The 12,604-nt window shown below is 57.9% G+C and carries 14 protein-coding genes; 8 read left to right on the top strand and 6 right to left on the bottom strand.

All coding sequences use genetic code 11. From position 1 onward, the window contains the following. Positions 1-7 precede the first annotated feature (7 nt). Positions 8-229 (top strand): 50S ribosomal protein L31, encoded by a 222-nt coding sequence (rpmE, locus tag ACR0JG_RS02960; protein ID WP_170392669.1) that lies wholly within the window; start codon positions 8-10, stop codon positions 227-229. An 86-nt stretch (positions 230-315) separates the two neighbouring features. Here rpmE and ACR0JG_RS02965 read toward each other — a convergent pair whose 3' ends face one another. The 3 genes from ACR0JG_RS02965 to ACR0JG_RS02975 form a co-directional block, all read right to left on the bottom strand. Further along, a complete protein-coding gene (locus ACR0JG_RS02965) occupies positions 316-993 on the bottom strand; it encodes an SOS response-associated peptidase (protein WP_480567468.1) in 678 nt (225 codons plus the stop codon). A gap of 51 nt (positions 994-1,044) precedes the next feature. Continuing rightward, the gene (locus ACR0JG_RS02970; RefSeq protein WP_480567469.1) at positions 1,045-2,634 is read right to left on the bottom strand and encodes an MFS transporter; all 1,590 of its coding nucleotides are present in this window, start codon (positions 2,632-2,634) and stop codon (positions 1,045-1,047) included. A gap of 118 nt (positions 2,635-2,752) precedes the next feature. Continuing rightward, positions 2,753-3,640, bottom strand: coding sequence for an AEC family transporter (locus tag ACR0JG_RS02975; RefSeq protein WP_480567470.1), 888 nt, complete (start codon positions 3,638-3,640; stop codon positions 2,753-2,755). Between the two features lie 218 nt (positions 3,641-3,858). Between ACR0JG_RS02975 and ACR0JG_RS02980 the strand changes: the two genes are divergently transcribed. Beyond that, the gene (locus ACR0JG_RS02980) at positions 3,859-4,668 is read left to right on the top strand and encodes a division plane positioning ATPase MipZ (RefSeq protein ID WP_170402416.1); all 810 of its coding nucleotides are present in this window, start codon (positions 3,859-3,861) and stop codon (positions 4,666-4,668) included. A gap of 132 nt (positions 4,669-4,800) precedes the next feature. Here ACR0JG_RS02980 and ACR0JG_RS02985 read toward each other — a convergent pair whose 3' ends face one another. Continuing rightward, on the bottom strand, positions 4,801-6,036 hold the full coding sequence (locus ACR0JG_RS02985) for an adenylate/guanylate cyclase domain-containing protein (RefSeq protein ID WP_480567472.1): 1,236 nt from the start codon (positions 6,034-6,036) through the stop codon (positions 4,801-4,803). Positions 6,037-6,098: 62 nt separating this feature from the next. Beyond that, positions 6,099-6,551: a MarR family winged helix-turn-helix transcriptional regulator gene (locus ACR0JG_RS02990; protein ID WP_170392676.1), complete on the bottom strand. Its 453-nt coding sequence runs from the start codon at positions 6,549-6,551 to the stop codon at positions 6,099-6,101. A 65-nt stretch (positions 6,552-6,616) separates the two neighbouring features. Here ACR0JG_RS02990 and ACR0JG_RS02995 point away from each other — a divergent pair, with 65 nt between their 5' ends. Further along, the gene (locus tag ACR0JG_RS02995) at positions 6,617-7,240 is read left to right on the top strand and encodes a LysE family translocator (protein ID WP_170392677.1); all 624 of its coding nucleotides are present in this window, start codon (positions 6,617-6,619) and stop codon (positions 7,238-7,240) included. 22 nt (positions 7,241-7,262) lie between these two features. Next, positions 7,263-8,522, top strand: coding sequence for a fumarylacetoacetase (gene fahA, locus ACR0JG_RS03000; RefSeq protein ID WP_480567473.1), 1,260 nt, complete (start codon positions 7,263-7,265; stop codon positions 8,520-8,522). Positions 8,523-8,542: 20 nt separating this feature from the next. Here fahA and ACR0JG_RS03005 read toward each other — a convergent pair whose 3' ends face one another. After that, a complete protein-coding gene (locus ACR0JG_RS03005; protein WP_480567474.1) occupies positions 8,543-9,106 on the bottom strand; it encodes a DUF2585 domain-containing protein in 564 nt (187 codons plus the stop codon). A 52-nt stretch (positions 9,107-9,158) separates the two neighbouring features. Here ACR0JG_RS03005 and ACR0JG_RS03010 point away from each other — a divergent pair, with 52 nt between their 5' ends. From ACR0JG_RS03010 to ACR0JG_RS03025, 4 genes are all read left to right on the top strand, one after another. After that, positions 9,159-10,109 (top strand): MBL fold metallo-hydrolase, encoded by a 951-nt coding sequence (locus ACR0JG_RS03010; RefSeq protein WP_039541551.1) that lies wholly within the window; start codon positions 9,159-9,161, stop codon positions 10,107-10,109. Positions 10,110-10,243: 134 nt separating this feature from the next. Next, complete coding sequence (locus ACR0JG_RS03015; protein WP_480567475.1) at positions 10,244-11,854, top strand: FAD-dependent oxidoreductase; 1,611 nt, start codon at positions 10,244-10,246, stop codon at positions 11,852-11,854. A 5-nt stretch (positions 11,855-11,859) separates the two neighbouring features. Continuing rightward, complete coding sequence (locus ACR0JG_RS03020; RefSeq protein ID WP_170392682.1) at positions 11,860-12,057, top strand: DUF2783 domain-containing protein; 198 nt, start codon at positions 11,860-11,862, stop codon at positions 12,055-12,057. Between the two features lie 4 nt (positions 12,058-12,061). Beyond that, the gene (locus ACR0JG_RS03025; RefSeq protein WP_170392683.1) at positions 12,062-12,604 is read left to right on the top strand and encodes a VOC family protein; all 543 of its coding nucleotides are present in this window, start codon (positions 12,062-12,064) and stop codon (positions 12,602-12,604) included.

The raw sequence follows: 12,604 nt of genomic DNA on the forward strand, positions 1-12,604 counted from the left end.
CGGAAAGATGAAAAAAGACATCCATCCCGATTATCACGTCATCAACGTCAAAATGACCGATGGCTCTGTGGTTCAGATGAAATCCACCTGGGGCAGCGAAGGCGACCAGTTGGCTCTGGAAATCGACCCTTCCGTGCACCCCGCATGGACCGGTGGTTCGTCGCGCCTGATGGACGCAGGCGGCCGCGTGTCGAAGTTCAAGAAGAAATACGAAGGTCTGGGCTTCTAATCCCGACCTGGTTGAAATGCGAAAGGCCGTCCAATTGGGCGGCCTTTTTTTGTTTTGGAATTACCCCACTGCACTTTGCGGCTGTTTCAGAAATCAAACCCGGTCTGGACCGGGGGCGTGTAAGGCTCAATCATATCTTCGCCCTCAGCTCCGCGCTTGATGGGTTTGACGGTGTGATATTCAAACCGGCCTTCGTACTGCGCACCCAACGACTGCTGCGCCTCTTGCGTGGTCGTGACGCCTGATAGCCAGTTTTCGATCTCATCCGGGGTCAGGATCACCGGCATTCGGCTGTGAATATGCGCGATCTGCGGGCTGGGTGTCCGGGTCAGGATCGTACAGCTATGGCTGCCGTCATCAGTCCTGTAAAACCCCGCAAAAAACATCACCGGGGCATTGCGCTGAACCGTGATGTAGACCGGGCAATCATGGCCCTGGTCCTTGGGCCACTCGTAATATCCCAGTGCCGGAATTAGACAGCGCCCCTTGTTCCAGTATTGCTGCCAGAAGCTGACATTTTCGATCTTCGAATTGATCATCGGCTTCTTGCTGCGCGGATCCTTGATTTGCCAGCGCGCAGTAGCCAATTCGGCCTGATCGCCGTCCCAACGGACCATGCCAACCCGATTGGTCGGAGACACATTGTACCCACCCGAAGGCAGCTGCTCGGGCAGATCAGGCGAGACCTTGCCGTAGAGAAAATACTCGGTAATCGCCAGCATTTCCCGCTGCGTCAGGTGACCGGCTGCAAACTTTCCACACATGACAAAAGCCTAGGCCGATTGAGTGCCGGTCACAAGTGGCCCCACCGACGATCAGTCCCTTGTCAGATCAACCGCGCTGTGCGGTGGAGGCACCGGGCCTCGCAGCATTACGGCAGCCAGGATCATCCCCAAAAGCGCAGCGATAGCGGCGACAAGCATGGCACTGTTAAATGCATCATCCTGCAGATCTCGCAAGGCGCGCGCCAAAGCTTCGCCCGTGGTCGGATCAAGCGCCGCTATAAGCTGCTGCACCTGACTGGCGGTGCCATGTGTCAGTGCATGGGCCAGGTCGGCCCGTTGCTCGGACCCGGTGGGCAAGGCGTTGATCACTTCGGACAGGCCGCGTCGGGTGGTGATCGCTTCGGCCAGACCTCCAACCACGGCACCAAGGGTGGCACCAAAATAGAGGAACGCATTCACCACGCCCGAGCCCTGCCCCATATGTTCTTCCGGCAACAAGCGCAGCCCGAGACGCGGCAATAACGAAAAACCGATGCCAAGCCCGATCCCGATAATCACCAGCTTCCACCAAATCGCACCCATGCCTGTTGTGTTCGTCGTTGTCGTCAACAGCATGAACCCACAGGTCATGAACCCCATGCCCAGGATCACCGGCCATCGAAAACTGTAAGGTGCAAGAAAACGCGGAGCCACCACGGACACGACGAACATACTGAGGCTCAACGGCAGGATCGCCACCCCCGCCCCAACAGCGGAAAGGCCAAACGCATCTGGCGATTGCACGAAGACGTTGAAATAGACGAAAAAGCTGAACAGCGCGAAACCGGTAATGAACATCCCTGCCGCCGCCATGAAATAACGGGGGTGGCGGAAATACCGCAACTCGATCAGGGGGTCCGCGCTGCGGCGCGAGGTGATGATCAGTGCAATCACCGCTACAGCCGACACGGCAAGCGGGATCAAGGTCGATCTTGTGGCCCATCCGTGACTTTCCCCGTTGCTGAGCGCAAAGGATAGCGGGCCAAGCAGCAGGACCAGCGCGACTGCACCCGCAAGATCGAACTTTGCGCCTGCAAGACGCGTGTCGGGCACGTAATGCTCTTTGCTGACCCGCAACCCGACCGCAAACGCCACGATCAGCAGCGCAAGATCGGTGGCAAATACGCCGCGCCAGCTGAGGTAATGTGCAAACGCGCCGCCAACAATCGGACCAACGCCGATTGCCAGCCCGACGATTGCGCCCCAGGCACCGGTGACGCTGGCCCGTTGTTCCTCGGGCGTGGCGGCAGTTAGCAGCGAAAGCGAGGTGCCAAACAGCGCTGCCGCCCCGGCACCTTGGGCCCCGCGGCCTGCCAGCAACATGGCTGCATCCTGTGAAAACAACACAAGGGCCGAGCCAAGACCGAACACGATCATTCCGGCAAAGAAGACGCCCATCTTGCCGGTGATATCGCCAAGTCGGCTGACGATGGTGACGAGGGTCGCGCTAACCACCGTATAGATCGCCATCACCCATTGCAGGCTGGAAGGCGACAGATCGAACTCGGCCTTCAGATTTGGCAGGATCGTCGCAACGGCGGTTGTGTTGAAGCCAACAACCATCATGCACAGCGCGGTCATCACCAGAACCAGACGTGCCCCTCCCGCGCCGGATATGTCCTCAGTGACGTCTTTTGGCATCTGCCTGTCCCCCGTTCAGGAATAGCGCGCTGGCCCTTCGGGCACGGTGTTGTGCCTATTATTAAACGGTTTTTTGCTGATAGATACTGTTTTTAGCGCGCTGCGCGCCCAGCGCCTATTAGATCCAGTAGGACAGCGCCACTGGCAGCACCAGGATCGTGGACAGAGTCGAAACCAGAATGAACCCGGCCACATCGGGTCCGTATTCCGGCACATGCTGATCGATAAACAAATAGGTCGCGACAGAGGAGGGCATCAAACAGCACAGGATCACCGCGCCCCGCTCAGCCCCGGTGAAGCCGAAGCTCCAGACCAACGCACTGGCAATCACCGCAGCCATCAGCAGGTGCAGCGCTGTCAGCAAAACGGCTCGGCCAAGGCTTTTGATCCGCAGGGTCGCCAGCGTGTGGCCCAGCGTCAGCAACATCAGCGGGATTGAAAGACCGCCCAGAATATCAAAGGATTTGGCCACCGGTTGCGGCAGGCTGGTGCCCGTCGCCATCAACACCAGCGACAGTGCGACCGCGTAAATAATCGGCGAAGTCGCCAGTTTCTTGGGTGAGAACTCTCCGGCCGGAATCCACATGCCGATCGTGAAGATACTGATCAGCACAACCACCACAAATGCCATCGTATAGGCCATTCCCGCATCGCCCAGCGCCAAAAGGGTAATGGGCAGGCCGATATTGCCGACATTGCCATGCATCAGTGGCGTCAGAAATGCCCGCACCGGCAGCCGCATCAGTTTGAGCGCGACAAGCCCCAACAGCCCAAAACCTGCAATCGCCAAAGCGGCGGCCATCATGACATCAAGAAAGGTGCCGACCGCAATCTGGGTGGTTGAAAGGTGCGAGATAATCAGCGTCGGATACCCGACCCGCGAGACGATCCCGCCAATAACCTTGTTGTCATAGGGGGCCCTGATCAAAGCCAGAGCGTAACCGATTCCAGCGCAAATCAGGACAGGCAGAACCACGTTCAAAACGTTCAGAAACAGATGATCCAATGGCTGCCCTCGATCACAAATCCATAGGATGGACAGTGAAACAGGGGTGTGTGTTTGGCAAGGATTTACCCTAACCCCCAAGTACCAAGCACTTTTCCAATTTGAGGCTTGATAATACCGCTCAAGACGGCCCGAGGTTCTTCCCTTCCCGGCCTACACAACATATAGTGGCTGCCAACAACGTGTAGGCAAACACGGCGGGACTTGGGAATACAGGCATGGCACATATCATTGTGGTCGGGAACGAAAAGGGCGGCGCAGGCAAATCAACCGTGTCGATGCATGTGGCCACTGCATTGGCACGGCTGGGGCACAAGGTCAGCACACTCGATCTTGACCTGCGGCAGCGCAGTCTGGGTCGTTATTTCGAGAACCGCTTGAATTTCCTGAACGGCTCGGACCTGTCTCTGCCCAGCCCACGCCACCACGACCTGCCCGAGATTGACGCCAGCGCTCTGCAACCCGGTGAAAACATCTATGACCACCGCCTTTCAGCCGCCGTAGCCGAACTGGAAAGCGATAGCGATTTCATCCTGATCGACTGCCCCGGTTCGCACACTCGACTCAGCCAGGTTGCACATTCGCTGGCCGATACGCTGATTACACCGCTGAACGACAGTTTCATCGATTTTGACCTGCTGGCGCGGATCGATTCCAAAGGTGAGAGAATCCTTGGCCCCTCAGTCTATTCCGAGATGGTCTGGAATGCCCGCCAACTGCGCGCCCAAGCTGGGCTGAAACCGATCGACTGGGTCGTCGTCCGCAACCGGGTCGGCACCCAGCGCATGGTCAACAAGGAAAAGATGCAACGCGCGATCGAGATGCTGTCACAGCGCATCGGCTTCCGCGTCGCCTCGGGCTTTTCCGAGCGAGTGATTTTCCGCGAGTTGTTCCCGCGCGGGCTGACTTTGCTGGACCTCAAAGATATCGGGGTCAAGCAGCTCAATATCTCTAACATCGCAGCACGTCAGGAGTTGCGCGACATGATGAAGGAACTGAGCTTGCCGGGTGTTGAGATCGATTTCTGAGCGACCACAGCTCGAATTACCCAACACATCCGCCCAAGACCCCGGAAACTTTAAAAGTTTCCGGATCGATTTCATTCTATGAAATCGTGCGCATCAGCAGTCGCACGCACTGGCACAGGTGTCAGTGATCGGTTAGTCAGCCCTTCTGTAAATCGTAAACAGCTCTTTCGGCTCTGCCACACCCCGCAACATATAGCGCCCGACCGAAATCAGGTCCTGATCGCAAGGATGCGCCGCGCGGGCGACATCGTCGGAAATCAGGATGCGCTGCCCCAGTGACCTGTGCATTCCCGCGATTCTCGAAGTCTGGTTGACCGCCGGACCAATTACCGTGAAATCCAGCCGACTTTCGGAGCCAATGTTTCCATAGAGGATCTCACCAGAGTGCAATGCCAGCGTATAGTTCGAAACCGGTTGACCCCGTGAACTCCGCTGAGTGTTCAATTCGGCCATGCGCTCTTGCAGCATGGTCGCCGCAGCCAGCGCGGCGCGGGCATCGGCATCGATCTCGCCGACATCAAACATCGCCATGACACCGTCGCCCATGAACTTCAGGATGTTGCCTTCGCATTGATGAACAACATCGACCACCACACCCAGGTAGTCATTCAGCATATCTATAACTTCGATCCCTGGCATCTCTTCTGACAGGCTGGTGAACCCTTCCAGATCGAAGTTCCAGATCACCGCATCAATCTGCTGCAGTGACCCGCGACGGATTTCACCGGACAAGACCCGACGACCGGCATCGCGCCCCAGATAAACCCGCATCAAATCTTTCGACACCCGCGCGTTCGAGGCTGACTTCAGAGCCAGCCCCAGATGCGGTAGCGCCGTATTGATCACGTCCAGATCATCGTCGCAGAATCCTTCCGGCGCATTGCTGGACCAGGACATCAAGACGCCGTCGATTGCCTCTTTCGCATCATAGGGGTTGCGTTGAGCCGGCACATCAAAGCTGATGCCAGTCGCGTAATAGTCCGTGGCCCCGTTTTCCCGCAACTCGTTCAGCAGGGGAAAACGGCTGGGTTCGTTCTGATCGACCAGCCGTTCACGGATAGCATCGATATCTTCGTGCAATACGGCATACAGCGGACTTTGTGTCCAAACTTCACTGGGCTCTTCGGAATACTCGAAGGTTTCCAGATTACTTCCTTTGCTGCGGTACCAGCTATAGCCCGTTCCGCCATAGACTGGATGCAAGGCCGGTTGCGCCGCATGAAAGCGCATCAAGGGCACACCAAGATCAACTAAACGGGTGCAATACCCGTCCAGAAGTTCTTGTTTGTCGGCCCCTTCCAGGCCTCGGGTCACCAACCAATCTATCAGATCATGGGATTTTGCCGTTGGGGAAACCGGCGCTGTCATGTGTCGTTCCTGTGTCCGTTATGACGTTGATCTGGGGGCAGCTGTACCGGATTACCAGTACCCTAATCCATTCCCGCCAGACGTCGCAGCATCATGCGCAGCAAGGCGGCCTCACCCGTGGTGAAACGCGATGCCAGTTTCTGATCATAATCCTGCGCGATACCGCTTAACTCGCGATAAACCTTCTGGCCAGCCGAGGTCAGCGATAGCCGCTCAACCCGCCGGTCATTTTCATCCCGCAACCTTTGCAAATATCGGCGCTGTTGCAATCGGCTGACCGCACGGCTGACCTTGGTTTTGTGGATTTTGGCACGCTCAACAATGTCGCGTGCGGTCATCTCACCATGATTGCCCAGATGAAACAGCACCCGCCATTCGGTGCGCAGCATTCCGTAGCGATCCTTGTAAACGCGCTGAAACTCAAGCGAACTTTCCTCGGCCGCCTGATTCAACAGGAACGGCAGGAAATTTCGCAAATCAAACTCATCTTTTTGGTCATTTTTAGGCTGGGTCATCCTTGTTAGTTACAAAATCAACTATTATTCGACAAGTGACAAGTTGAAGGATCACCGGAGACGAGATGAGTTTTGATATCTGGATCACCTATGTGGCGACGGTGTTGCTGCTGATGAGCACACCGGGGCCAAGCCAGTTGCTGATGCTGTCGAACTCGGCAACCAATGGGCTGCGGCGAGGTTTTTTTACCGCTGCGGGTGATTTGACGGCCAATTTCTTTCAAATGTTGGCCGCCGGTCTGGGTCTGGCTGCCCTGATCGCCACGTCCGGGACCGCCTTTACCGTGATCAAGTGGTTGGGCGTGGCCTATCTGGTCTATCTCGGCGTCAAGCAAATCGTGAAGGCACGCGTTGCCGAAACCAACGATGCGCCACGTGCCAGCCGCAAGGCGCTCTGGATGCAGGGCTTCATCACCTCTGCCGCGAATCCCAAGGCGGTGGTGTTCTTCGCCGCTCTGTTTCCGCTGTTCATCGATGGCGCGCTGCCATTCTGGCCGCAATTCGCCATCCTCTCGGCCACATATCTGATCATAGACGGGTTGTTTCTGATGGCCTATGGCTCCACTGCCAGTTGGCTGGCCCGGCGCCTGCAGGGGCCGGCAAGGCTTTGGCTCGACCGGATCGGTGGCAGCTTCATGATATTGGCGGCAGTCCTGCTGGGCTTCAAATCCCTGCGCGCCGCCTCGTAACCGAAAGACATAAGGACGCAATATGCCTTTGAAGAAATCCTGGGTCGCATCGGCCAATTCCGCCGACCACCCCTTCCCGCTGAACAACCTGCCTTATGGCGTGTTCTCGACCGAAACCACCGAGCCCCGCTGCGGCGTTGCCATCGGCGACATGATCTTCGACGTGACTGCTGCCGAAGCTGATGGATTAATCGCGCTGTCGGATGAGCCGCTGTTCGATCTGCCCTTCTGGAATCCTCTGATGGAAGAAGGCCCTGCCGTATGGGCTGCATTGCGCGACCGCCTAACTACGCTATTGGCTGAAGATTCGGACGAACAGCACAAGATTGAAGGTCTGCTGATCCCGCAGGACGAGGCCGAGATGCACATGCCCTTTGCCGTCAGCGAGTACACCGATTTCTACGCGGGCCGCCACCATGCCCAGAACGTGGGCACCATGTTCCGCGGCCCGGAAAACGCGTTGCCGCCGAACTGGCTGCACATCCCCATCGGCTATAACGGCCGCGCGTCGTCTGTTGTCGTTTCAGGCACGGATATCCGTCGCCCCTGGGGTCAGTTGAAATCGCCCGATCAGGACCTGCCTGCTTTCCTGCCCAGCCGTCGATTTGATATCGAACTAGAGATGGGTGCAATCGTGGGCACACCGTCTGACGGCCCAATTTCAGTGCAGGAAGCCGATGACAACATCTTTGGCTATGTCCTGCTAAACGACTGGTCCGCACGCGATATTCAGGCCTGGGAATACCAGCCGCTGGGGCCATTTCAGGCCAAGGCGACCGCGACCTCGATCAGCCCCTGGATCGTGACCAAAGCGGCGCTGGAACCGTTCCGCTGCGATACGCCCGACCGTGAGTTTGCCCTGCTGGACCACCTGAAGGATTGCGGCCCGATGCTCTATGACATCGATTTGGCCGTGACGATGGCGCCCGAGAATAAAGACGCCACGACCATCGCACGAACCAATTATCGCGAGATGTACTACTCGGCGGCGCAGCAGTTGGCGCATCACTCGACGTCTGGGTGTCCGATGAACACGGGCGACCTGTTGGGGTCCGGCACCATTTCGGGGCCGAACAAGCCAGAGCGCGGATCACTTCTGGAACTCAGCTGGGGCGGGAAAGAGCCACTGACGCTGGACACAGGCGAGACCCGCACCTTCATCGAGAACGGCGACACGCTGACCCTGACCGGCGCAGCCAAGGGCGACGGCTATACCATCGGGTTCGGCGATTGCACCGGCACCGTGCTGCCCGCACTCGAAAATCCATTCGCCAGAGATTGATGCAGGTCCAGCCCGCATATTCAGAGCGCGCTCTGCCAGTCCTTAACGGCCTCGATGGGATAAAGCAGCATCAGCACGTTCAGCGTCAGACCATCGCGGATCAGCGTGGTGGTCAGGATCTCGAATCCCAGCGCAATGGTGACCGTCATCCAGATCGGCAGGCGACGCGCCAACCAGAACCCCAGCATCATCGCGCCAATATCGGCGATCGAGTTGACGACACTGTCGCCGTAGTAATCCAGCGAGATCGTGACCGCGCGGTAATGTTCGATCACGGCATTGGTGTTCTCGGAAATCTCCCACGCGACTTCTATCAAGGTGGCGATGAACAACCGCCAGCCAACCGCAAGGCGGCGCGCCACCAGCCACAGAAGACCGTAAAACAGAAAGCCATGAATGATGTGGCTGGGCGTGTACCAATCGGTCAGATGCTGCGAGCTTTCGGAACTGAAGGTTTCACCATGCCACAGCTTGACAAACCCGCATTTGCAAATCGGTTCGCGGCCCATCCACAGCAGGATGATGGCGCAGGCAATGACAACACAAGCGGTTGCCCAATAAGGCAAAAATCGACGTTCAAACATATGGCGACAACACCATCAAAGTCAGTCGCTGTCCAGAAGGGAAATCACTGATATGGCCAAGGCATTTGCGTCCCAGGGGGACATGTCGGAAAAGAAAATCAGCTTCACCGAGGTGGGCGAAGGGCTGTATGCCTTCACCGCCGAAGGCGACCCGAATTCGGGCGTGATCATCGGCGATGACAGCGTGATGATTGTCGAGGCACAGGCGACCCCGCGTCTGGCCAACAAGGTGATCGAATGCGTGCGGTCGGTGACTGACAAGCCGATCACCCATGTGGCGCTGACCCATTACCACGCAGTACGCGTGCTAGGTGCCAGCGCGTTTGGTGCGCAACAGATCCTGATGTCGGATATGGCCCGCGCCATGGTGGTTGAACGCGGTCAGGAAGACTGGGACAGCGAATTCCAACGCTTCCCGCGTCTCTTTGAAGGACACGAAAGCATCCCCGGCCTCACATGGCCCACCACCACCTTCAGCGACACTATGACGGTTTATCTGGGCAACCGCCGGATCGACCTGATGCATCTGGGCCGTGCGCATACCGCTGGCGATATCGTCATCCACGTGCCCGATCAGAATGTCATGTTCACCGGTGACATCGTCGAATACCACTCGGCCTGCTATTGCGGCGACGGGCATTTCAGCGACTGGGGCGATACGCTGGATGAGATCAAGTGGTTCGACGTAGACGCTATCGCGCCGGGGCGCGGCGACGCTCTGGTCGGTAAAGACATGGTCAACGCGGCCATCGAAAACACCCGCGATTTCGTGGAAAGCACCTACCGCCCGGCAGCAAAGGTCGCGGCGCGTGGCGGTTCGCTGAAAGAAGCCTGGGACGCCGTGCGCGCAGAATGCGACCCAAAATTCGCCGACTATGCGATCTACGAACACTGCCTGCCCTTCAATGTTGCCCGCGCCTATGACGAGGCCCGCGGCATCGACACGCCCCGTATCTGGACCGCCCAGCGCGATCTGGAGATGTGGGAGGCCCTGCAGGGCTAAGAATTCCGGGCCGGATTTGATCCAGATCGTGGCGGCCCGGATTTGACGGTGAAACTCTAACGCAAGACCTCCGGCGCAACTGTGCCGGGGAACAGATGAGGTGCGCCCGATGCGCCAGAAATGGGAGAGAGAGAGTGAACAAGATTTTTGAAGTTCCACTTTATGCCTACGAGGCCAGCCCGGATCAATCCGCGCCAGCGCCCGTGCGCCACAAGGTCATCGTTGTCGGGGCCGGTCCGGTGGGTCTGGCAGCCGCCATCGATCTGGCCCAGCAAGGGGTTGAGGTGCTGGTGCTGGACGACAACGACAAGGTCAGCTTTGGCAGCCGCGCCATCTGTTTTGCCAAGCGCCCGCTGGAAATCCTCGACCGACTGGGTTGCGGGCAGCCGATGGTGGACAAGGGCGTTCTTTGGAACAAGGGCAAAGTGTTCTTCGACGAACGTCAGGTTTACGAGTTCGACCTGCAGCCCGACAGCGGCGATCAGCGCCCGGCCTTCATCAACCTGCAGCAATACTATTTCGAGCAGTTTCTGGTCGACCGCGTCCGCGAATTGCAAGCGCAGGGTGCACCGATCGAAATCCGCGGCCGCAACAAGGTCGAAGCCGTTGGAACCCACCCCGATCACGTCAAGCTTGAGGTCGAAACGCCTGAGGGTTCATACACCATCGAGGCGGATTGGGTCATCGCCTGCGACGGCGCGGGCTCACCCATGCGCGCCATGATGGGTAAGGATTTTGTGGGCCGCGTGTTCGAAGACAACTTCCTGATCGCTGATGTGATCATGGAGGCCGATTTCCCTTCGGAACGCTGGTTCTGGTTCGATCCGCCGTTCAACAAAGGCCAATCTGCGTTGCTGCATAAACAACCCGATGGCGTCTGGCGCATCGATCTGCAACTGGGATGGGATATCGACAAGGAACGCGAAAAGCGCCCAGAAAACGTGATCCCGCGCCTCAAGGCCATGCTGGGCGAGGAGGTAAATTTCGAGCTGGAATGGGTCAGCATCTACACCTTCCAGTGCCGCCGGATGGAGCAATTCCGCCATGGCCGCGTGATCTTTGCCGGTGACAGTGCCCATCAGGTCAGCCCGTTTGGCGCACGGGGCGCAAACTCGGGCGTGCAGGATACCGACAACCTGTGCTGGAAACTGAAACTGGTGATCGATGGCAGCGCACCTGAATCTTTGCTGGACAGCTACGATCAGGAACGCATTCACGGCGCGGACGAAAACATCCTGAACTCGACCCGCTCGACCGATTTCATCACCCCGAAATCGCAGATGTCCCGCATCCTGCGCGACGCGGTGCTGGACTTGAGCGAGCACTATGACTTCGCCCGCCCGATGGTGAATTCTGGCCGCCTGAGCGTACCTTGCGTCTATGACGGCTCGTCGCTGAATTCGGCGGATGCGTTGAACGGGCCGACGCAGACGCGCCCCGGAGCGTCCTGTCCCGATGCGCCTTTGGGTGATGGCTTTCTACTGCCTAAACTGGCTGGACAGTTCACGCTGCTGACCATCGACGCCGATGCACCAGATGAGATCGAGGTCGATGGCATCATCGTCAAACGCCTGGTACTCTCGGTCAAAGACGACCCGACCCTGACGCTGAAGCGCCGCTATTTAGGCGATGCCAGCGGAGCGGTCTATCTGATCCGTCCCGATCAGCACGTTGCCGCCCGCCGCGACACCTACGAAGAAAATGCATTCCGGCACGCGGTGCGCCGCGCCACAGGCAAGGAGTAAGCGACATGGCTGATCTGATCCTCTCATCCAATCTGACCCAGGCAGACGATTTCTATGCCGATCTGGTGGCCGCCCATGAAGGGCTTGAGAAAGCCGAAAGCGATGCGTTCAACGCGCGCCTTGTGCTGGTTCTGGCAAACCACATCGGCGACAACGCGGTGCTGAAGCAGGCGTTGGACGCCGCAGCCCTGAAACAGGAGTAAGCCCATGAAAATCGAACAGATTCACCACGTCGCCTATCGCTGCAAGGACGCGAAAGAGACCGTTGAATGGTATGGCAAGATGCTGAACATGGATTTCATTCTGGCGATTGCCGAAGACCATGTGCCCTCCACCCATGAACCTGATCCCTACATGCATCTGTTTCTGGATGCCGGAAATGGCAATGTGCTGGCGTTTTTTGAGCTGCCTACCAAGCCGGAAATGGGGCGCGATCCCAACACGCCGATTTGGGTGCAGCACATCGCATTCAAGGTGAAGGACCGTGATGAGCTGATCGCATTCAAGGACCATCTCGAAGCCAACGGCGTCGAGGTTCTGGGTGTCACGGATCATTCGATCTTTCATTCGATCTATTTCTTCGATCCGAACGGTCACCGGGTGGAACTGGCTTGCCCCGACCCCGAGGAAGAGGCCATGCTGGCCCGGCTGGATTCGGTCAAATGGGATATGCTCGAAGAATGGTCGCGCACCAAACGAGCCCCTCAGCATGCCGACTGGCTGCATGCCAAGGAACTAAGCAAAGGCTAA

The organism is Ruegeria sp. AD5 (assembly GCF_056542345.1).